Origin of the sequence: Ktedonobacter racemifer DSM 44963 (genome assembly GCF_000178855.1) — a bacterium.
GTDB classification, from domain to species: Bacteria; Chloroflexota; Ktedonobacteria; order Ktedonobacterales; family Ktedonobacteraceae; genus Ktedonobacter; species Ktedonobacter racemifer.
The window spans coordinates 576,792-598,493 of sequence record NZ_ADVG01000005.1 but is presented as its reverse complement, the minus strand read 5'-3'; the positions used below and the strand labels follow the sequence as shown (position 1 = coordinate 598,493).

Below are 21,702 nucleotides of genomic sequence, written 5' to 3'. Positions count from 1 at the left end.
TGGAGGGCAAGTGCTTACGTCGGAGGGCCAAACCTGCTCACTTGGTACGGCATTTACCAGGAGGAAAGGAAACTGCGCCGAAAAGCAGGATTATCGGCACCGTTTCTCCCCATGTGTGGTATGTTATCGGCAGAGTTGCGGACGCTATCTCAGAAAAAACTGCACCGATAATGTAACTGTGCCGATAACAAGGAGGAGCTATGTGGAATGAGATTGCCACCCAGGCCGGGAACAACTCAACCTGCGTCCGGATCTTGCAGCCAAGACCATCGCGCTCTATACCCAGGATGCTCGTCGCTTTGCCACCTGGTTGCAGCAGGAACGCGCCTCTCCTCAAAGCCACCGAGGTCACATCTGCCGATGCCAAAGCCTATCGGGATCACCTGCTCGCCAAACGCTATGCCCCGACGACCATCAATCGAGCGTTGATCAGTCTCATGCTCTTCTTTGATACCATTGCTGAGAGCAATCCCTTTCGCCACCTGACCATGATCGAGATCGTGGAACCAGCCCCTGTCGCCTTATCCAAGACCGAATGGAATGCAGTTCGACGCTGTGCCGAACAAGCGGCTCGCCGTGATCATGGCTTAGCCCTGGCGCTGGCAACCCTTTTCCGCTATGCAGGCCCACGCGTTTCAGAAGTTGCGGCCCTCCAGATCCCCGATGTGCAGGTCTCGGCGAGGCGCGGGTTGCTCATTATCCGCCGAGGCAAAGGACTCAAACACCGCGAGATCCCGCTGGTCCAGGAAGCTCGCGAACCGCTCGATGCATATTTCACCTATCGTGAGCATCTTGCCGAACGCTGGCGTGAGCGGGCAGTTCTCCGGGGAGAATCCGTTGCTTCCTGGAGTCGCTGGCCCGATAGACATCTCTTCCTCGGCCAGCGCGGCCCTCTGGCTGAGCGCGGCATTCGGGAGATTATTGCCAAACTGGGCCAGGCCGCAAAGCTCCCTTCCCCTCTCGGCCCTCACGACCTGCGTCATACGTTCGCGAAAGCACTCCTTGATCCTGCGGCCTATGGATTGGACCGCCCTCCGATGCCTCTTCCTGCTATTCAGCAATTGCTGGGTCATGCTGATATTGCAACAACGACCATTTACACGCGAGTTTCTGCCGATGACCTGGCACGGATGATGGGCACATCTGAAGCACTCTAAGCAAAAACTGTGCCGCACTTATCTACTTTGCGGCTAGAGGGTGTCTTCCTTAACGCAGGGCCTAGTTCTGCGAACACTGCATCCCATTGCTGAGCTTGTAGTGCGCCAGCGCTTTCTGCAGAAACGCTTTTTCCTCCTTACTGGAGTGATACATTGGGAACGGCTTCTCCTCCAGGGGAAGCTCCTCATAGTTCTTCCACCATTGTTTCACACCTGCCTCGACATCCGCATCACCCCGGGTCAATTGCTTGATCAGCTCACTGTGCTGCTTCGCCAGAGCCTGACCTTCCACACTGGTTGGATCTTTCCTCTCCGCAACCAGCCTCCTCAGTTCTGCGAACACTGCATCCCATTGCTGACTTGCACGTTGCTGATCCTCCTCGGTCCAGTTCTCTTCCCATACTGCCAGTTTCTGCGCTGTTTCAGGACTGTACGATTTCTGAGAGATTTCAGCCAACTTCTGTTGTTGTTCCTCAGTGAGATATTTCTTCACCCACGCTTTATCCTGTTCCATATGCATCACCTGGATCACATCGATAAGAATTGATTCCCAATCTCTCTGGTTCCTTTTTAACAATTCTTCAGCTTTCTCGATGGCCCGAAGGACCGCATCCAGTTGGCTGCGCTTCTCCCGCAGCATCGCCTTCTGCATCACAAGTGTCTCTTGTAAATGTTCCGGATTCTTTTGCAGACACACTTTGATCTCTTCGAGAGAGAAACCCAGAAATTTCAACGCGAGAATCTGCTGCAAACTCCACAGATCCTCATCCGAGTACAGTCGGTGTCCTGCCTCGGTATACTCAGAGGGGGAGAGCAGACCCACTTTGTTATAAAAACGTAAGGTCCGTGCTGTGACTGCGGCCTTCTGCGCAAATTGACTGGTCGTATAGTGTTTGCGATCCACGCGTTTTCTCCTTTCATTCGAAAGTATACGGTATGACGTAGCGTCATACGCAATACTCTGGACGACCAGTAGGATCATTGGGTGAGCATTGCATGTGAAGATGGATAAGCTATCACACGGCTGCCAGACATCGTTTCCCCATCCCGAAAGCTCTGCTCACAGACAGAGAGAAGTCGAACCCACAAAGCGTGAAATGGGCTTGCATATGACGTTACGTCATAGGTTAGACTCTTCCCAGTAACTCTTATGTCGCGAAAGCTCGAAAGGAATACCAGATGAAATTGCAGATCATAGATGTCGAGTCTATCTATCGGCGTTTGCTTAACAGTGCCAGCGCGCAGGAACGAGAGGCCATATATCGACAGGAACTGCTGGCCCCCTTTGAAGGCATGATGCGTATTTATGGCGGAGGCGACGATCCCCTGGCTTGGGCGAAAATGTGGACCCTGTATACGCCTGAAGATTTCGATGGCGAGCAGCGTCCCCTCATTGAGGAAATGGTCAGGCGACTGACCGATGATGGGGCCTGGCAGAGGTCCACGGCTGCACTTGAACGAGGTGTGGCTGCATTCGCCCCCTATGCTGACCGCATTGGATTGGACACCATCAACTGTGCGGTGGTCCTCACCAAGCACAATAGCAATCTTCCCGGTCGAGGCTATGCGGGATTTGGTGGCATCCCGGGCTATCTCATGGTCTCGCTCAGCCTCACCGACAACTATACGCTGCCCCGCGTTGGGCCCGCGTCGGTTCACGAGCTCAACCATAACGTGCGTTTCAAGACCGTCCCCTTCCTGCCCATGCAGGTCACAGTCGCCGATTATATCATCGCCGAAGGGCTGGCGGAAGCGTTCGCGGCCGAGCTCTTTGGAGAGGATCTGGTCGGCTACTTTGTCACCGATTTTAATGAGGAGGAGCTGGACACAGCACGGCACGTTATCGGCGGCGCGCTTGATGTGAGCGGCTTCAATGCTGTGAGCGGCTATATCTTCGGCGATACGATTACCGCAAGCTCGGGGCGGCCCAAAGCTGGAGTTCCTGATTTTGCCGGTTATGCCATCGGCTATCGTGTCGTTCGGCAATATCTCCAGCGCACAGGTAGATCCGTCGTCGAAGCTACCTTTCTCCCTTCACAGGAGATTATCGCGGAGTCCAGGTTTTTCGAGTAGAAAGCAAGAAGGGTACAGATTGAAGAAACAGGGAGGACACCTAAAGGACTCGGGATGACCAGGCATTTTCTGTCCATTGGCCAAAAGGAAGATTAATCACTTGAGTATGAATGGACCCGACTACAATGCCCATTGTAGTCGGGTCCATTCATACTCAAGGGCCTATTACATTCCTTCGACGGTTCTGATATTTTCCTCTACATTCACAGACATGTAAACGTCTATGAGATCCTCACTTTCAACTTTAAAACCAAACCGTTCATAAAGACGTTTAGCAGAGCTTCCTTGTAAGACATTTAATGTTACACGTTTCCCTTTTACATCATTTTGTTCAAGCAATTTTTTTAATACATGACTACCGACCCCTTTACCTTGGTAATTGGGATGAATATAAAAATGTTCCAATAAATAACCATCTAACGTTGGTTTAAGAGCTACGCAGCCAACAAAAGAAGAATCTGACTCAATAATCCGAGTGTGAACTGAGTCAAATGAATTATGGAAGCGTTGACGAACCTTCTCTTCATCAAACCTTCCTAACCTAGTTAAATCATTTCGTAGTACAATTGCCCGTAAATTAGCAATTGTCTCGACATCGGAATTTTGGGATTGGCGAAGAGTAATCTGTTTCATCTAACGTAACAGCTCCTTTATTCTTTTTTAGACAGCATAGGGGTTGAGCCCCCTTAAAAATCATTGAAATTATTTATTCTAAAGTCATTATGTCCTTCGCATATTATAGCGGTTTAATAAGAGCGGATCTATATGGCCCTTGAGTATTAACGGACCGGAATACCACGCTAAGTGCTTAGCGTGGTATTCCGGTCCGTTAATACTCAAGGGCCAACTCATTGGCCTTCTATCAGTTATATGGTACGTCGTATTCTGGACTTTGCACATTTTAAGCTGAGGAACAGACGATATCAGCGAAGCGAGAGAGGTCTGAGCGCGGAAGTAAAATGACATTAGGGTTTTGGGGCAATGTCGAATAACGGAAATCATTCCACAGATGACGCCGCACAACAGCAAGCACATCGGCGAACGTCGCCTGGCGCTTTCGGTACCACGCTGTTTGTTGGAATGGAATATCCCCTGTGGGATGGTGGTGGTGACCAAGAAACGCGACCAAGCTGTAGAGCCCAAAGAGGCAAGGCGTCATCCGTTCGATCGCCTTGTCTGACCATTGTCGCTGTGTCTCCACACCTAAATGTGCCCGGCTCTCTTCAAAGGTGACTTCAGCACACCAGCGTTTCATAAAATCGGTGATGATAGAGAGGCCAGATTGGGTTTGATCAGTCGAGAAGTAGGCTCGTGGCTCGTGTTTCCCCTCGGGATCACGGCTCAAAACCCATCGGATAGGTAAAGGCGTTTGACCTCCGCGATACCACAGTGCCGTTGCACTGCACCATTCGATCCGCCGTTTGCCTTGTCCATACCATGTGACCCAGGCTTGCTGCCAGGTAGTATGTGGGTCAAAGAGCACCTGATCAAACTGCGGGAGGCGTTGGCCTATCAGGCGTGGTCGCCCCATTTGGCGTGGTTGACGTGTTGGAGGAGGCGTATAGAGACAGGCATCAAAACGCAACGGGGCGATGAGCGTGATCTGCTGTTTTCGGCAGGCCGTTCCCAACTCTACAACACTATATGCGCCATCACCAACAAGCTTGATAGCTCGATCAGGGAGCCATCGGCGTACGAGCTTCATGAGTTGTTTAGTCCAGTCTGGAACGGTTTTATGCCGGCGCCCTAACCTCATATCGACCTCCTCGGAAGTCAACAAGACACAGAGAAAAGGAAGTGCCCAGGGTCGGCTCGTCCACGGAGGGGTGACGATGAGCATCAGGCAAAGCCACCTCAAACCACGACTGATCCTCTTATGCTTCTCTGACGAGCGCACAGGGTCATGGTAGTATCCACACTTCGTAATATGTGGCCCCCATCGCCGCTCTAACGTTTCATCTGCTACGATTTCACCTGTTGCCCCTTTGGGAACAAACGTCTGAACGAGCAGCAGCAATAGAAGGCGACTGATTCGAAGAGGAGACCAGCGAGCGCGACTGAGGACATGGTGGAAGAGATTGAAATGCCTTTCTTCTTGCAGTCCTGCCGCTCGTAGCGCTGCTGTTACTGTCCTGCGTCCATGCGTCAGGAGCGTTCCTTCAATAAGTTGCACGACCTTTTGCCAGGTCGGCCTCGTGAAAGCTCCTCGGAATGGAGCTAAAAGGCTCGCAAGAGGATGTGGGAACACTAGAAGAAACCTCCTTTTCTCGCACAACGGACACTACTATTCCTTGCAGTGTACTGGCAGAGGTCAAAAAGGCTCTTCAGTAAAAATGTGCAAAGTCCAGGTGTTTTTTCGTCAAAAAAACACTGACAGGCCTATTCTTCCTTGGGGCGCAGCATCATATGGATGGTTGCTTATATTTGGTCCTGACACTAATGATTTACTATTACTCCTCGGAGTTCTCAATTCCTTCGTGTTTGATTATTCATTGCGAAATGCCTTAAGTCAGCCGAGCATTCCACTATCTACTATTGAACAAATTCCATGCCCATCGCCCGACGCATTCACTTCAACACTGCGAACTTTTATTCACGCCCATGCCCTTGAACTGACCTATACCGCCTTGGATCTCGAAGCTTTTGCCAAAGACTGTGGCTATGACGGCCCGCCCTTCCGTTGGGACGAGGAGCGGCGCTTCCTCCTGCGCTGTGAGCTAGATGCCGCCTACTTCCATCTCTATGGCATCAAACGTGAGGATGTGGACTATATTATGGAGACCTTCCCGATTGTCAAACGCGAGGATGAGAAGCAGTTCGGCGAGTATCGCACAAAGCGCGTGATCCTGGAGATATACGACGAGATGCAGCGGGCGATGGAGAGCGGCGTGGCGTATGAGACGCGGTTGACGCCGGGGCCGGCTGATCCGGAGGTGGCGCACGAGGGGAGATAGGTTTGATGCGTCGAGCCAGGCAGAAACTAGAGCGAAGGAGCAAACTATGAGCACACCCAAAGGGATGAAATGCGTACTGGTAAATGACCTACCAAGTGGGCAGGTTTTGACCTCAAAGGTTAGCACTTGCCCTCAATGTTGAGCAGCACAGCGGTTGACACGCTGAAAAAGCGCCAGAGAGGCGGATTGTTGCACACCGTTTTTGTAAATTCGGCCTATCTGCGAAATTGGAGTCTCAACATAAAAACCCCATAGGCATTAAGTTTAGAAAAAAGACAACAGAAAGCTCCTTGAGAGAAGATGAAGGTCCATCAAACTTTCATCGAGCAAGGAGCGACTGTAATGACGAGTGTAACACAGTGTGAAGCCATATTGAAGCATGTGTTGAACGAGCGAGCCAATGTGCTGGCAAGAGAAACCGGCTTTGTCCAACGAGAACGCAAACTGACGGGAGCGGCCTTTGTACAAGTGATGGCATTGGGCCGCCTGCATCAGCCAGGAGCACCGCTGGATCAGTTGACCCAGGATGCCCAGGTGTGTGGCGTACAGATCAGTGCCTCGGGACTGCATCAACGCTGCACGGAACGTGCAGCGACATTCCTGCACGCGGTGCTCTGGGAGTTGGTGGAACAAGTGGTCATGGTCAAAGCTGTCCCCGTGGCCTGGTTCAAGCGCTTTAAGCAGGTCATCGTCGAGGATGCCTCGACGATTGTTTTGCCCGCTGCACTGGCTGAACTGTGGCAGGGCTGCGGGGGGAGCAGCACAGGCTCGACGGAGCACACAGCCTCCGCACTCAAACTGCATGTGCGCCTGGATCTCAAACGAGGTCAGCTCATTGGCCCGTACTTGTCTGACGGACGCGTGCATGAACTGCACGGACCGCTCCGCGAGCACACGCTTTCGGCAGGCAGCTTGTATGTGGCGGATCGCGGCTATTGGAGCCTGGAGCGCTTGCGGGAGTTGTCCGAACAGGGCGTGCGCTTCTGCCAGCACCCAAAGGCCAACACCGTCTTCTACAACCGACAAGGAAAGCGCATCGATCTGGAGACGGCACTGCCATGGGCCATTGGACAGGTCAAGACCATGTACGTCTGGCTGGGAAAACATGATCCCTTGCCAGTACGCCTGCTCATGGTGCGTGTTCGCGCGCGAGGTGACCAAGCAGCGTCGCGAGCGCCTGAGTGAAGAGGCTCGTGAGAAAGGCAAAGTGGTGAGTCAGCAGCAATGGGAACTGGCAGAGTGGACCCTGGTGGTCACCAATGCTGCTCCCAAGCAGGTCAGTGCGGAGCAAGCCCTCATGAGGCTCGCGTGAACGTTGGCTCATTGAACTGCCGCGCTTCGGACGGCTGCGCCTGCACGAGTGTGGCTATTTGCCTACCGGCGGCGTCGCTGTGCTCTCGGCCACAGTCAGTGAAAAGGCAGGGCGCTGGTTTGTCTCGGTGCAGGTGAGTGAGCAGGTGCCCGATCCCCCACAGGCAGCTGGTCCGCCGATCGGCGTAGATACCGGGATCAAAACCTTGGCCCAATGCTCCGATGGGCGTGCCATTGCCAACCCCAAAGCCCTCACATCCGAACTCAAGCGGATCAAGCGGCTGCATCGCTGGCTCTCCCGGAAACAGAAAGGGAGCAAGAACCGCGCCAAAGCCCGTCAAAAAGTAGCGCGCAAATATGCCCGCGTCGCTTATGTGCGCGAGGATGCCCTCCACAAAGGCACAAGCCAGCTCACCCGCGCCCAACTTCCTCCAGAAGAACGTGAAATCCGCAAAGCTGAGATTGCTGTTACGTTGCCAGAGCCGAAAGCCAAGGTGAAGCCAAAGCGTGGCAAGCGATCGAAGAAGGAGCCGCCCCCAGAGCCCCTGCCGAAAACCAATGCGAACAAGGTCAAAGCCAAGCAGATGAAAAAAACTGCTGCTCCAGGCTTGCATCTCGGATGCCCAGAGGCGTCCTGCCGTGGTCGTGCTTGAAGACCTCCATGTGGCAGGGATGCGCACAGAACCACAAGCTGGCTCTGGCAATCAGCGATGTCGGATTAGGCGAGTTCAAGCGGCAAATGGGCTACAAAACGTTCTGGCAAGGCGAAAACCTGCTGTGGGCAGATCGCTGGTTTGCTTCCACCAAACTGTGCTCTGGCTGCAACCATATCAAAGAAGAGATAGACCTTTCAGAGCGCATCTATGTCTGCGAGCATCCGGCCTGTGGGCTGGTGATCGATCGTGACCTCAATGCCGCGCTGAACCTAGCAGCGCTGGCGATCTTGTATCTGAGCGGGCAGCCAGGTCCCTACCGGGAGTTCCTCGGGAAGGGTGAAACGCCTGTCGGAGAGGGCAGCTCTGGCTGATCCGTCGTGAGATGGTTCAGTGAAACTGCCCTCGGTGAAGCAGGAACCGATCCGGGTGAATGTGGCTTGTCCATATTTGTCCAAGTGTCGGAGAACGGTATTGCTCACCCACTACGATCTTCACCGAGTCGTCCCCACAGGACATCCACTTTGAGGGTCGCGTACGTAACACCCACAGAGTGCGCAACGAGACAGAGAGAGCACAGAAACAGATGCCGCCAGGCAGAATGAAAAGAACAGCACCCTTGTGACGAGGAAGCGTGAGGCAAGGATGGTACGTTTTCTCATGCATGTGAGATCTTTCAGCAAGATAGGAGAAGTTTTTTTCGAGGCGTGCGAGTAAGCTAGAGGTGTTGCCAGAGCTAGAGAGGACCGGAACACGGCTATGACTCACCCACGTGGGCGAACTTCCTAAGGCAATCAAGGGATGGGCATAAGCAAGGGTGACCACCATTCCTCGCGCAGCTTGTCGATGGGTAAATTGGTACAGGATCGAACATGGAACCTTCGATGGCGACTTTCACCCGACAATCCAGAGGAGGCAACTTGACAAACAGAAGGACGGAAATGTTACTGAAGAACAAAAACGCCGTGATCTACGGAGCAGGAGGAGCCATCGGTGGCGCTGTGGCCCGCGCCTTCGCCCGCGAGGGAGCGAAGGTTTTCCTTGCCGGTCGCTCCCTTTCTTCGCTTGAGGCCGTGGCGAAGGACATCTCCCACGCGGGAGGAGTGGCTGAGGTCGCTCAGGTCGATGCGCTCGACGAGCGGGCAGTAGAGAACTACCTGAAAGAAGTGGCAAGAAAAGCTGGAAGCATCGACGTCTCCTTCAACGTCATCGGACTCGGCGACACCCAGGGGGCTCCCCTCGTCGAGATGGAGCATGAGCGTTTCGCGTTGCCGATCGTCAACGCAATGGCGACTCATTTTCTCACCGCGACTGCAGCGGCACGCCATATGCGCAAGAACGGATCGGGCGTTATCCTGGCTCTCACCGCTCAGGCCGCGCGGTCACCGTACCCCAATGTCGGCGGCTTCGGGGTTGCTGGTGCCGCGATCGAGGGCTTTTGCCGACAGCTAGCGGCTGAAGTAGGACCACAGGGGATTCGCGTCATCTGTCTGCGATCGGCCGGTTCCCCGGACACACCCGGAGTGGACGAGGTCTTCCACCGTCATGCCAAGGATGCTGGTATTTCCCGGGAGGCGTTCGAGGCGGGTATTGCGGAGAAAACGCTGCTCAAACGGCTGCCGAAGCTTGCCGAAGTGGCGAACGTGGCGGCCCTGATGGCGTCGGATTACGCAAGCGCGGTCACCGGCGCGGTTGCTAACGTGACCTGCGGCGAAATCGTGGACTAGCCGAACATCTCGCGGCTGGTGTCGTTTTGGATGACTAGAATTGAACAGCCCACGGGACCAGCAGCGAGATGTATCTTCGGTTAAAGTGCCTCATGGAAACATGAGATGCAACTCTAACACAAGCCCAGGCGGCTGTTCATATGCTCTGTCTACCGGGCTTGTTTCGGGTATTTTTCTGCCTAATTCTACAGTTGTAAATATGCAGACCCAAAAAAACTGAGCATGCCTTTTCCTCCGGGGATGAGGCATAGATGAAAGGTTCCTGAACAAAAGGAACCTTACGATGAAAGAGTCTTTAACAGAGTCAGAAACCCCATGCATGAATGCAGGGGCTTGTCCCTAGGCCGAAGCCTGAGACGAGAGGCCGTCTGACAGCGGCCCACTCAGAACAGATGTGCCATTCTGAGCAAGACAATATTTGTCTCGAATGTTGTGAAGTAGGCGGCTGACGCGTTGCCTTGCGGTACGTTTTCATCCGCCCCTTCCCGAACCAGTGCTTGCACCTTTCGATGCACACGGCTCTCTGGTTCCTGCACCTTCACAATCGAATATCAACGTGGACTTACGCATCTCGCGGCCTTGTCATTCTTTTGGGTCCAGTGCATTTCCCTGTTTCCCTTCCCCTTGTCTCAGGCATTGCCCTGAGCGTTTGAGGTAGGGTAAGAGGCCAAGTCCCGATTGCTCGGGAGCATCAACCCCTCCCCTCCGAACTCCACGTGCACCCTTTCGATGCATGAAGCTCTCCAGAGGCCAGTGTCTTTTCAACACCACTCCCACAGTGGTCTTCTGACACATCCGTGTCAACCACCATTTTTGAGTGTGGCCTCCTGCAACCCTTTGCTGGGTACATACCCAACTCGTATGGTCGCTCCGTCACCATGCCCCTTACGGGGTTTAGGCGATCCCTTAGTTCCATCAAATGTCTCAGTCTGTACGTAGGTGCCCATTTCGTCATTTCCCTCTCCGTGAGGGCTGGCTCCAACGAGAGCTTGTAGGGAAAGTAGTACCGTTCCCCTACACGTTGGACACAGGCGATAGTCCCTTCTCCTGTGGGCTGCTCCATTTCCGCCGTGACTTGAATTCAGCCAATCAAGACTTCACCCTATACAGCTTCACTGATGAGCCTCTGGCTCCTGGGACTGGAGCTTCACTCACCTTTGACACGACATGCTATTTTCCCCCCACGCCTTTCGGGTGAAGGTGTCCCCGCTCTCTATGAGAACGGGTAAGTCGCTGTGTTACTCACCTTGCTCTAGTGAGCTTACCCCGACGGGTAAGGGAGACATTTGTGGCACAAAGGCGCACTACTACGGAAACTCCGTCGTCATAGGCTCGCGCCCGTAGACGATCCCGCATTTGCGCCTATCAAACGTTCAGTACGTGTAGGTGCCCCGTTCGTTTCCTTGAACCAGCTCATTGCTGGTCGTTCATCGAAGAGAGGGTGACGCATACGCAATCAATATATGCGTGTTCCGATGACATCACTTTAGGTATGGTGTGATGAGCCAACGCTTAGACCACTGGAAACTGGGGTTCAGCCATTCAGGTTTCACCATGCGTACAGGACTTGCGGTGCATCACGTTACATACCTTCACGTTTAACCGCTTTCCGAACATGCTACTTTTCCCTTTGAGTTTCCCCGCCAGGTTAGTCAGGTGTCCTTAAGGTCATTTCCTCTCAACCTTATCCCTCTCAGAGGGAAATCTGATAAGCGCCGAAACGGCGCACGATTGCCGCATTGAGGTCGGCATGCAGTTGATACCCACAGGCACGGCAGTGAAAGACCGACTGCGAACGGCGATTGTTGCGGGCTTGATGCCCACAGCGCGAACAGGTTTGCGAGGTATGGCGCGGATCCACTCGCTCGACCACGATCCCTCGCTCTTGCGCTTTGTAGGCAATGAAGCCGTACAACTGGGCAAAGGACCAGGTATGCAGCCGGCGCTGTCCCTCCCCTTTGCGGTGACGGACCCCTTCTCGCAGGTTCGTCAGGTTCTCAAGTACGATCGTACTGCCAGGGGGAGCCTGTTGCACCAGGCGTTTGGAGAGCACATGGTCACAGTCCCGGTGGAAGCGCATCTGCTTGCGCGCCAACTTTTTGAGGTGGCGTTTGGTCGATTTGGATCCGTTGGACTGCAGTTTGCGTTTGAGGCGAAAGATGCGGCGATCGATCTCTTTCCAGCGGCGGGTGCCCAAGAAGTGACGCGTGGAGGTGACGGCAGGGCGATTGAGGCCCAAGTCCACCCCGATAACCTCGGGATGAGGCTGCACCACGGGCTCGGGGACGTCAACCACCACATGCAACCACCACGTCCCGTTGCAGCAGAGCAGGTCGGCCGTGGTGATCCTGCAGCCTCGATAGCGCTCGCTGAAATGAGGAACGGTGAAGGCAAGGCTCATCTTGCCCTGGGTCGTGGAAAGGCGAACCGTTTGGGTCTGCCAATCGAGGGTAGAGGTATGGACATTGTAGCGAACCGCACAGTGCTGCGAACGAGGGCAACGAACCGGTTTGAACACGGGAACGGGCTTGCCCTGTTGTTGTGCCCTGGTGACTTTTTTTGGGGTAAGCCGCTTCCTTTTTGGCTTTCCAGGTGAAGGTGCTCCTGAGCGTCTCGGTGGCCTTGACGCGAGCCTGAATGAGCAAGTCGCTCACCAGACCGGGACAGAGAGCTTTGGTCTGGTAATAGGTGGCGTGGTGCAGTCGCACACCATTCTTCTCGCCCTGGTGCCAGCCGTAGGCACACACATGATTGTAGGCCAGAGTAAACTGGCCCAGCGTTTCCTGCAAAGCGCTTGCCTGTTCTCTCGTCGGGTGGAGCTCAATCCGCACGGTTCTTTCCATGCATAAATTATACCATATATGACGAGTATTCGTCAATTGCATCCCATGAGAAAAGGAGTGCGCCATGCTCCTCCCCAGGTCTGCGCGCCAGGGGTCCCCGCATGGCGCGATTCTTATGATGGAAAGCCCGCAAAAGATCGAGCCTGAGCGCAGGGAGAGAAACAGGGATTTTCCTCGGATTCACCAAAGCCGGGATGAGCCTTTCCACCGACCGTCAGAAAAACACTGATGGGCTGGAATAGATAGCTGCTCAGTTGATGTTCTTCTTGTTAGGAAGAGCAAGATCTAAGAAGATCTTTCTGACCACTGGTGGTATGGTACGCCTACTTGCAAATTGCAAGGGAGTTTTTCACCTCAGAAAGAGACCCTATGTCAAAAGTAATTCTGAATCAAAGCCAGAATCGTCCTATGATCTTGCTGCTGCTCTCGCTGGCGATGTTTATGGTCGTTTTGGACAGTGCGATTATCAATGTCGCATTGCCTTCTATGAAAGCAGTTTTGCACTTTGATACTTCATCGCTGCAATGGGTACTGACCGCATATATCCTGACCTTCGGCGGTTTTTTGATGCTGGGTGGGCGTACTGCCGATCTCTTTGGGCGGCGGCGCCTGCTGGTGCTGGGCATCGCAGGATTTTCACTGGTCTCGTTACTTCTGGGTCTGACCAGTTCTAGCGTTCTGCTCATCGCGTTGCGCGCTCTGCAGGGATTGGCCGCCGCATTCATGGCCCCTACTGCTCTCTCGATCCTGCTCACGACGTTCGAGGAGGGAGAGGAGCGCAACCGGGCACTGAGCGTCTGGAGCATGGTGTCGGCGGGCGGTGCGGCGGTGGGGGTCTTCCTGGGCGGAGTGCTGACGCAATACCTGGGCTGGCAGTGGTGCTTCTTCGTGAACGTCCCGGCTGGCATCTTAGCTATCGTAGGCATCATGAAGTATGTTCCGTCACAGAGAGAAGATGCCAGCGAAAGGCACCTCGACCTTCCAGGCGCTGTACTGGTGACAGGCGGTCTCATAGCGCTGGTCTACGCTCTGACGCTGGTCTCGCAGGTCGGTTGGACCGAGAAGATCACGTTGATGATGCTGGGTGTGAGCATCGTCCTGCTGACTGCATTCCTGTTCAACGAGGCCAGGGTGAAGCATCCGCTGATGCCACTCACCATCTTTCGGAGCCGGAATGTGAGTGGTGGCAATCTGGTCATGCTGCCGGTGGTAGCGGGCACGCTTGGCACGTTCTTCTTCGTCTCGCTCTATGTCCAGAATGTGCTGCACTATTCGCCCTCGTTGAGCGGCCTGAGCTTTCTCCCGTTGCCGAGCATCATAGGTATCATCTCTCTACAGGCACCGCGTCTGCTGGACCGCTTTGGATTTAAGCCACTGCTCATGACAGGAGCATCTTTGATGCTCATCGGCATGTTCTTGTTGAGCTTCATAACGCCTACCTCGTCCTATGTGACCAATCTGCTGCCAGCCTTTCTGATCCTGGCGCTTGGTATGGGACTCTCGTTTGTGGCTGTGACGGTGGCTGCCACATCAGGGATGCCAGATAATGAAGCTGGATTGGCATCGGGACTAATCAACACGTCGCAACAGCTTGGTGGCGCCCTGGGCTTAGCCGTTCTCACGGTGGTGGCTAGCACAACCACAGCAGCAGATGTAGCGAGCGGGAAGGGGTTTGCGCAAGCCAGTATACATGGCTACCAGATGGCATTCTTGTGCTCGGCGGCACTGATGGTCGTGGCGCTGCTTGTGTCCATTTTCGTCATCCGCACCCCGAAAGCCACAATCCAGGCGCCCGATATGTCATACAGCGAGCAAACCATTGGAGCTATCGACGTGCAGGAGCACAACGATCTGCAGAAAGCGGTCAATCCCGTGCACAGCACGCTGTAGGGGGGCAAATGCCCGCTCTTTTAAACCCAGCATTGGTAATGTTCCTCCTCGCGCAGCTTGTCACTTCAACGTACCACCGGGTGCCAACCTCATCTTCCCCTTTTCAACAGGCTGCGAAGGTTTCTTGAGACAAACTGCACAGATGAGAAAGTCCGAGGAGAACAAGAAAAATGGGTTCCATTCTGGCTCTTTGCCCCTACAGTTTTTCCATAGGGGCGAAGAGCCAGAATTTCCTCCAGTTTATTCGTAGCGGAGCAGTTCACGAATGCGCAGGCGTGAAGTGGTAAATGACCTACCAAGTGGGCAGGTTTTGACCTCAAAGGTTAGCACTTGCCCTCAATGTTGAGCAGCACAGCGGTTGACACGCTGAAAAAGCGCCAGAGAGGCGGATTGTTGCACACCGTTTTTGTAAATTCAGCCTATCTGCGAAATTGGGTAGTGACTCCTCTAAGAGGTGATAGGGAGTCGAGTAGTCAACAAGTCTTGGAAGGACCAGAGATGATCAGTCACGCCCAGAGCCATTGCTGGAGATCGATGGTGATAGCGATGAACGCCATCGACAATCTGAAGCGGCAGGCGTAGAGCGTAATGAGCCCGATGGAAATTGTGATCGAAGATCTGCAAGCCGACCAGCGCATCCCAGGTCGCGTCTCGTTTGGCAAAAGCATGCGTCTTGCGGGTCAGCGCATTCAACCAATCACGCAACGCTCCATGAAGTCGCTCCACGTGCACGGTCCCGGCGGGTCCCTGGCTTGCTCCCATCGCCATGCGGATTGCTACTGACAGGAGGCGTCCATGCTCATCACGGTGTTTGACTGTTTGCGTCAACGACACGGTGTCAGGCACCACCAACTTGCGCCGTCCGGTTTTGCCCTGACGCGACTGGGGTTGGCGATAGGCACGATGGAGAATGGCCGCATAGCCATGCCAGCCATCACTAAACCAGCAGAGCGGGCGGCGATGGGTTCGCAGGACCGTCCTGCTGACGGCCCGCGTCATCAGGTTCTCGCCCAGCGGTCCGGTGGCACTGGCAACCACGAAGCGGCTCTCCCGATCTTGGACGAGGCAAGCCCAGCGTGCTCCTTCGTCGGACGCCCCTTCAGTCCCCTTTTTTTCTGGACAAACGACCAGAACTCATCGATTTCCACCTGGCTCACGTGCAGATCGCAAGCCATCACCTGCGTCAGGGCCTCGGCATGCTCTGCTGCTCGCTTGAGCCAGACACTGATCGTTTCGTATTTGTGCCCGGTGATCTCCTCGGCAGCCCGCAAGCTGCCGCGCCGCATCACCACCAAGAGCGCTTGCGCTACCTCGGGGGCAGGCGTCTTCAACCCATACATCGGCGTGCCTTGCGTTGCTCCAAAGTACGTCTTACAGGTGCGGCACAGATACCGTTGCCGTCCCCGGTGGCTGCCATTGCGCACAACGCGCGGCCCTGAGCATGCGGGATTGGGACACGTTGGCAGACTGCTCTGCTCCTCTGCTTCTCGCTTGTTCATCGTTCACCTCCTCCTCTCTATTCTATCACCCCCCTTCCGGAGTCACTACCCGAAATTGGAGTCCCAACATAAAAACCTCTCTAAATTCCGCTAAGGAAACACCGATTGCTCCAGCTTACAAAAAACCTCTCCTGTGAGTGTCAGATACTCATCTCGCCTCTGGAGAAAATGACACTTTGATTGTGGTACGTTTTTTGATACTCTTCCAATCGCTGTGCTCACGCTTGCGGAGATAGCGCATTTCTCTGGCAGAAAAACAGAACTATGAATGTCAGAAAACGGTCGTTATCTAAAGCTCAAAACGAGATTACGCTCAGATGACATCAAGGATATGTCCTCGATGTCATCTGAGCGTAATCTCGTTTTGAGCTTTAGGTTACTTATCTCGACTTTAGCCGTGGGGAGTGTCACACGCCCTGACGAAATCCTTCCTCAATCCAGGTAATGTGCTGAGCCGCATGCCCCGCTCTCCCGGCAAACAAGTCGCCGGCGGCCTGGTCACCAATGACAGTGGGCACCAGAGCGGCCAGCTGATCATCGGTGAACTGTTGCAGGAGGTCCAATGTTTCCTGCCGCGCCGCCAGGTAATCCGCTGCCACCATCTCCATACTGTCGTCATGGTGCTCGTTCACGTAGGTTTGATTGACGTTGGCGACGGCCATCCCCAGCCGCTTTTGCTCCTCCGGGGTCAGCTCGCTCAGATTGCCCGGATTGCCCGGCATTTCCATTCCCAACGGGTATTGAAGGCGTAATAGAACATCTCGAGTATCACCGGCGAGTGTACGGCGCAGCAATCGCTGGATGTTGCGCTCGCTTTTCACCAGGTGAGCAAAATGATCCTTGGCGCGCCACGGAGCTGCTCCGGGAACTTCACTCGCCGTTGCCGGGCGCTCCAGGTCTTCCGGGCTCAGCCCTTGAAAAAACGCCAGGACCTGCGTCTGCGATGCCGCAAGTGTGTCCAAAATCTCTGCACGAGTTGGCATGATTACCCTCCTAGAAACCAGTGGGAAGCACAAGGCGTGTCCAGACGGCAACCACCGGCGTGGCTCCGCGCGTCGAGCAGCACCTCCTCGGAAGGATAGCATGCGAACCCACCAAAAACTTCTTCTATCTTGCTCTTCTTTCCACACTGGGCTATCTCAACCCAGTATCCAGCAGGCTCCCAGAATCGGTCGTTTCTGCAACATCTTCTCTTCTCATCTTGGTACGTCTGCTGCCGAACCCATTGGGTCATGCTGAAGCGGGACTTCTTGACAGCTCTCAAGACCGGCTGGTATGCCAAAGTAGCCCGTGTTTCTGAGAAGGGGTCTCATCTCTCACATTGGCACGTCTCTAAGCCCTCTGAGGGGAAGAAGCTGGGAACCTGGCGATGAAACGAAAAGCAGAGATAGGAAGGCTGGGAATCGATCAGCATGATTGCAGAGATTGATGAAATCGTCAAGACGGTGGTTGGAGAGCAAGACCCAGGGATGGCGGTGGCAGTCATCAAGAACGGACAGCTCGCTCATGGGAAAGGATATGGGCTCGCCAACCTGGAGTGGAATATTGCCGCCCAGCCTGACACCGTTTTTGGCCTCGCATCACTGACCAAGCAATTCACCGCCGCAGCGATCCTCTTGCTTGAGCGGCAAGGCCTCCTGCGGCTGAATGATCCGTTGACACACTTTCTTCCCAACTATCCCACGCATGGGCGCACGATCACTGTCGCTCACCTGCTTACCCATACCTCTGGCATTGTGCCCTACAACGAAGTGGATAACTTTTTCGATCTCTATATGAGAAAGCGGTTTTCTCATGAAGAGGTGCTCGCCCTCTTTCAGGATTTGCCGCTGGAATTTGAGCCAGGGACGCGCTACAAATACAACAATTCTGGCTACTATCTGCTGGGCATGATCATTGAAATCCTCTCAAGCAAAAGGTACGAGCAGTTTCTTCAAGAGCAGATCTTCACGCCTGTGGGAATGAAGGACACTTACTACATGTGGAATGAGGCGCTTATTCCCCGGCGTGCCGGGGGATACGTCAAAACGGAGCAGGGCTACCGCATTGTCCCCTATCTGGATATGACGATCCCCTTCGCTGGGGGAGCACTTGGCTCGACCCTCACCGACCTGGTCCGCTGGGATGCGGCTTTGGAGCAGGGCCAGGTGCTCAGTAAGCAGATGCTCAAGCGCATGTATACCCCCGCCCAACTGGTAGATGGCACCACCACTGAGTATGGTTTTGGTTGGGGAGTGGGGGACTATCGCGGTCATCGTGTCGTCTACCATCAGGGAGAGATCAACGGCTTCATCACCTTTTTGGCTCGTTTCCTCGATGATGCCGTCACGGTAGTCCTGCTTTCCAATGCCAACGGAAGAGATATCGACCCCCTCTTCCGGCGCATCGTCCGAGAGGTCCTCACTATTGCTCCTTTGAACCAGGAAGGCTTCCCTCTTGATCCAGATGCTCGAAAGAGGATGACTGGGACCTATACACTGGGGAAGCTGTTCAAATGTGCCGTGGAGCAAACAGAGCACCAGATGATCCTGCACCCGTTCAATGTAGAACTGCTGCCAATTGAGGAGATGGTGTGTTGCTTTGCCCATGATCATGAGATTGAGGTACGCTTCTCTGATCCACAAGATCATGCCTTTGGCACGCTCACGCTTCACTTCCCCTTCTCCCCATTGACCCTGATGCGCCAGAAAGACGACCCTGCGTGAGCAGGGTTTCTCTATTGCGGGGTGATGTTGACCGAGGGTGAGAAAGGCAAGAAACCAACGTTTTTGCGACTCGGCCCTTCCACCCGTAACGGAAAAATGAAGGACCTGGTAAATAGCGTGAATGTTCGACGATTTTTAGGGTGAAACCTGGGAAATCAGCGTGAACACTACAGTCGCACTTGTTGGGAACCAGAGGAGATCATTGACAGCAAAGAGCGCGACAATCTAGCGCGCTTCGATGTCAGATTGGAGCCTGGCAGCTGTGCGCTCCAGGTTGGCAATGGTCAAGCTCTCCGTCATGCCAAGATACTGCTTGTAGGTATGACGGCGGACACAACGAGAAGCCGACCAATAGCGCGTCTGTTGACCATCCTTGTATCCTCGATGCCCCGTAAAGCGCCCCATAGGCCCAACGAAACGGAAGGAGGAAAGGGTAGCCAACCAGTCAAACCACGCGCGCGAATTGGGTTCCAGATGCACCTCGCCTTCTTGTGAACTGATGATCACGTAGGTGCCCAGCGCGCTGTATTCGATCAGGGGAGGCATGCGAGAGCGAGCGAGTTGTTCAACGGGATGCAGAGGTCTCGGTACGGGCCGTGGACCAGGAGGTTCTTGCTCAACCCCAGGAATTGACAGTGCGGAGAGCTGCGTTCCCACCAGTGGTTGCAGGAAGGATTCTAGGGCGGTGAGACGATGCTCGACCGATCGCTCCCGCTCCTGGAACAGCGCCAGCGTGAGCTGGGCAATCTGCTCCTGAAGAGTCACCACCTTGGTTTCCAGGGAAGCCAGCCTTTGGATCTGGTCCGCTTCCTGCATGTGGGAGGGGGGCAACAAGCAGGCGGTGGAGGCCGGTTCCCTTTCATTTTCAGGCGCTGAGAGGGCTTGCACTTGAGAAGGGACGAGAAGAGGAGAGGCTACATCCAACGGCCGAGATGCCTGGAGTGGGCGGCCATGCAGACTGGCTACCTGTTGCAGGTGTTCCTCCATCACACATTTAATCCGTGCATCCGTCGGGTGGGTGGACAAGGGCACATGGGCCTCTTTGAGCCAGTGGTGGAGCGTCTTGGGATGAATGCCAAGCAGACGAGCACCGTCTGCGACAGGAAGAAGAGTCATATTCAGAACTCATGCGCAAGGAAAGATACGATGGGAGACAACACACGTCCAGATTTCCAGGAACTCCAGCACTTCCAGGAAATTTCTGGGATATCTGGGAAATGAATGCTCGAAAGCAACAAAGCCGAGAGCAATGCTGGGAGGGCCAGCCAGGATTAGCCCGCTGTCAGACGACGTTTCGTGTGGTAATAGCTGGCATGACTTTGGTGGCAGCGACGCCACCACGACCAGGCCAGAACCCGACAGGCAGATGAAGACAAAGGCCAGATGAGCCGTGCGAGCAAATGGCGCACTTCAGGAATGGTCAAGGGAAGTACGCAGGGTTGGGTAGCAGACTCAGAAGTCGTAGGATGATCAGTGGGGAAACGCTCTGTGGCACAAATTCCTGCAAGATAAGCAAGAGCCAACAGCACGAGCGTAATGTGCCGGTACCAACCGATGAAGCTCCGTACTTCGTAGTGATCCATGCCGAGATCTTTGCCAATCTCAAAATTTTCCTCAACACGCCATCTGGCACCAATGGCCTTGACCATTGCTGGCAGGGTGGTTCCTTGCGGAGCAAAGACAAAGTAGTACGCTTTCTCAGATGGATCAGCGAGGCTACGACGAATGAGCAACCAATGTCTTCCATCATCCTCCCACTGGCGCAGCATGGGGACGATGGCCCAGTCGAAGAGCCTGGGGCCTTTGCTGCCTTCGCTCATTGACAGGCGCTGCCAGTTCCCATCGTGAAGGACGAACGCTTCGACCAATGCGGCCTCTTCGCGTCTGCGTCCAGTCGGTGTCTGGAATCCGACTGGTTCATTGCAAGCCACAGCCATCACGTAAGGATACGCACGCATTTCCAACCAGGTTCGCAGGTCCAGATTGCCCCCGTAAACCGTATCAGCTACGACCCAGGAAATGGGGATCTGAGCTTGCCAGATGCGTTCGATCATGCGCTGGGCCAACTCTGGCTTTGTCTGGAAACGAACCGATGCTGGGATGCCTGCGGCTCGACACCGATCGCGATCCTCGCACCAGTCCAAGGGCAAATACAGTTCGCGATCAATCAGGGTATGCCCTTTGGCCGTCACATATGAGAGAAAAACTCCGACCTGGCAATTCTCGACTCGGCCCGTGGTTCCGCAATACTGCAAGCCAACGCCAGCTGATTTTTCGCCTCGCTTGGGAAAGCCGCTTTCGTCGATGACCAGGATAGGCGATTGCCAGCCTAGTTGTTCAAGCACATACGTACGCAAATCATCACGTACGCCATCGGTGTCCCAAACGGCTTGCGAGAGCAGGCGTTGCATGCCATCAGGACGAGCTTCTCCGGCGTGTTCAGCTAATTGCCAGCCGTTTTTGCGGGATATATCGCTCAAAATCCCTTGCAGGTAGGCCAGTACCCGGCGATGTGGCTCTGGTCGGGCAAAGCGCTGGGCGAGGCGCTCATGCAGGCGAAAAAGGGGGTGGACCCAGCGACAGACATCGGCAGGGGTCGTCTTGGTTCCGGTGAAGGTGGCATGCTTGTTTTGCTTCATCTTCTTCTCCTTTTAGATGTCGCTATCTGATTTCAGGTTTCACACCTACAGATTGCCACATCTGGAAGAAGATAATGATGTTGCTTTTCTTATACTTTTCTGGTTCTTATTGCTGAGTTAACAAGTGCGACTGTAGTGGTGAAACATAGGAATCGATTATTCAGAGCCAGGAGAAGCCGCTCCCCATCTAGGGTATCAGCACGGAATATTGTAAATACATCGCTCGCGATCTCTCCTTCCGCGTTCTTGTC

General features: G+C 54.4%; 18 protein-coding genes and 1 pseudogene. 9 read left to right on the top strand and 10 right to left on the bottom strand.

The genetic code is table 11. The annotated features are described in order from the left end of the window. Positions 1-200: 200 nt before the first annotated feature. The gene (locus KRAC_RS56740; protein ID WP_007922592.1) at positions 201-1,157 is read left to right on the top strand and encodes a tyrosine-type recombinase/integrase; all 957 of its coding nucleotides are present in this window, start codon (positions 201-203) and stop codon (positions 1,155-1,157) included. Positions 1,158-1,218: 61 nt separating this feature from the next. On the opposite strand, the gene KRAC_RS56735 is transcribed toward KRAC_RS56740, so the two are convergent. Next, a complete protein-coding gene (locus KRAC_RS56735) occupies positions 1,219-2,061 on the bottom strand; it encodes a MerR family transcriptional regulator (protein ID WP_007922590.1) in 843 nt (280 codons plus the stop codon). Positions 2,062-2,336: 275 nt separating this feature from the next. Between KRAC_RS56735 and KRAC_RS56730 the strand changes: the two genes are divergently transcribed. Continuing rightward, entirely contained in the window at positions 2,337-3,230 is an 894-nt protein-coding gene (locus KRAC_RS56730) for a DUF2268 domain-containing putative Zn-dependent protease (protein ID WP_007922588.1), read from the top strand. A gap of 165 nt (positions 3,231-3,395) precedes the next feature. On the opposite strand, the gene KRAC_RS56725 is transcribed toward KRAC_RS56730, so the two are convergent. Both KRAC_RS56725 and KRAC_RS56720 read right to left on the bottom strand, forming a co-directional pair. Next, positions 3,396-3,863 (bottom strand): GNAT family N-acetyltransferase, encoded by a 468-nt coding sequence (locus KRAC_RS56725; RefSeq protein WP_007922587.1) that lies wholly within the window; start codon positions 3,861-3,863, stop codon positions 3,396-3,398. A 268-nt stretch (positions 3,864-4,131) separates the two neighbouring features. Next, positions 4,132-5,478 carry an IS701 family transposase gene (locus tag KRAC_RS56720; protein ID WP_007922585.1) on the bottom strand — a complete coding sequence of 449 codons (1,347 nt, stop codon included), beginning with the start codon at positions 5,476-5,478 and terminating at the stop codon, positions 4,132-4,134. Between the two features lie 229 nt (positions 5,479-5,707). Here KRAC_RS56720 and KRAC_RS56715 point away from each other — a divergent pair, with 229 nt between their 5' ends. The 5 genes from KRAC_RS56715 (at position 5,708) to KRAC_RS56695 (ending at position 9,875) form a co-directional block, all read left to right on the top strand. Further along, complete coding sequence (locus KRAC_RS56715; protein ID WP_040448551.1) at positions 5,708-6,184, top strand: hypothetical protein; 477 nt, start codon at positions 5,708-5,710, stop codon at positions 6,182-6,184. A gap of 342 nt (positions 6,185-6,526) precedes the next feature. Further along, positions 6,527-7,369 carry an IS4 family transposase gene (locus KRAC_RS56710; protein ID WP_007922584.1) on the top strand — a complete coding sequence of 281 codons (843 nt, stop codon included), beginning with the start codon at positions 6,527-6,529 and terminating at the stop codon, positions 7,367-7,369. Between the two features lie 185 nt (positions 7,370-7,554). After that, entirely contained in the window at positions 7,555-8,148 is a 594-nt protein-coding gene (locus tag KRAC_RS64605; RefSeq protein WP_052569412.1) for an RNA-guided endonuclease InsQ/TnpB family protein, read from the top strand. An 8-nt stretch (positions 8,149-8,156) separates the two neighbouring features. Then, the gene (locus KRAC_RS77870) at positions 8,157-8,522 is read left to right on the top strand and encodes a zinc ribbon domain-containing protein (protein WP_040448550.1); all 366 of its coding nucleotides are present in this window, start codon (positions 8,157-8,159) and stop codon (positions 8,520-8,522) included. A 567-nt stretch (positions 8,523-9,089) separates the two neighbouring features. Then, positions 9,090-9,875, top strand: a complete 786-nt coding sequence (locus tag KRAC_RS56695; RefSeq protein WP_007922582.1) for an SDR family NAD(P)-dependent oxidoreductase — start codon at positions 9,090-9,092, stop codon at positions 9,873-9,875. A 1,693-nt stretch (positions 9,876-11,568) separates the two neighbouring features. Here KRAC_RS56695 and KRAC_RS56690 read toward each other — a convergent pair. Then, positions 11,569-12,393, bottom strand: a complete 825-nt coding sequence (locus KRAC_RS56690) for an RNA-guided endonuclease InsQ/TnpB family protein (protein ID WP_052569411.1) — start codon at positions 12,391-12,393, stop codon at positions 11,569-11,571. A 271-nt stretch (positions 12,394-12,664) separates the two neighbouring features. Then, positions 12,665-12,718, bottom strand: a pseudogene (locus KRAC_RS80650) (hypothetical protein); the annotation flags it as partial. 369 nt (positions 12,719-13,087) lie between these two features. Between KRAC_RS80650 and KRAC_RS56680 the strand changes: the two are divergent. Next, positions 13,088-14,608: an MFS transporter gene (locus tag KRAC_RS56680; protein ID WP_007922578.1), complete on the top strand. Its 1,521-nt coding sequence runs from the start codon at positions 13,088-13,090 to the stop codon at positions 14,606-14,608. A 447-nt stretch (positions 14,609-15,055) separates the two neighbouring features. On the opposite strand, the gene KRAC_RS56675 is transcribed toward KRAC_RS56680, so the two are convergent. From KRAC_RS56675 to KRAC_RS56665, 3 genes are all read right to left on the bottom strand, one after another. After that, on the bottom strand, positions 15,056-15,646 hold the full coding sequence (locus tag KRAC_RS56675) for a hypothetical protein (protein WP_244422627.1): 591 nt from the start codon (positions 15,644-15,646) through the stop codon (positions 15,056-15,058). After that, entirely contained in the window at positions 15,607-16,107 is a 501-nt protein-coding gene (locus KRAC_RS56670; RefSeq protein WP_007905782.1) for an IS1/IS1595 family N-terminal zinc-binding domain-containing protein, read from the bottom strand. Before KRAC_RS56670 ends, KRAC_RS56675 begins: the two co-directional genes overlap by 40 nt. Before the next feature lie 407 nt (positions 16,108-16,514). Next, positions 16,515-17,192 carry a DinB family protein gene (locus KRAC_RS56665; RefSeq protein WP_075164671.1) on the bottom strand — a complete coding sequence of 226 codons (678 nt, stop codon included), beginning with the start codon at positions 17,190-17,192 and terminating at the stop codon, positions 16,515-16,517. A gap of 327 nt (positions 17,193-17,519) precedes the next feature. On the opposite strand from KRAC_RS56665, the gene KRAC_RS56655 reads away from it, so the two are divergent. Continuing rightward, positions 17,520-18,812, top strand: coding sequence for a serine hydrolase domain-containing protein (locus KRAC_RS56655; RefSeq protein ID WP_007922570.1), 1,293 nt, complete (start codon positions 17,520-17,522; stop codon positions 18,810-18,812). Between the two features lie 225 nt (positions 18,813-19,037). On the opposite strand, the gene KRAC_RS56650 is transcribed toward KRAC_RS56655, so the two are convergent. Both KRAC_RS56650 and KRAC_RS56645 read right to left on the bottom strand, forming a co-directional pair. Continuing rightward, positions 19,038-19,928, bottom strand: a complete 891-nt coding sequence (locus KRAC_RS56650; protein ID WP_007922568.1) for a hypothetical protein — start codon at positions 19,926-19,928, stop codon at positions 19,038-19,040. Between the two features lie 155 nt (positions 19,929-20,083). After that, positions 20,084-21,451 (bottom strand): IS701 family transposase, encoded by a 1,368-nt coding sequence (locus KRAC_RS56645; protein ID WP_007922566.1) that lies wholly within the window; start codon positions 21,449-21,451, stop codon positions 20,084-20,086. Positions 21,452-21,702: the final 251 nt, after the last annotated feature.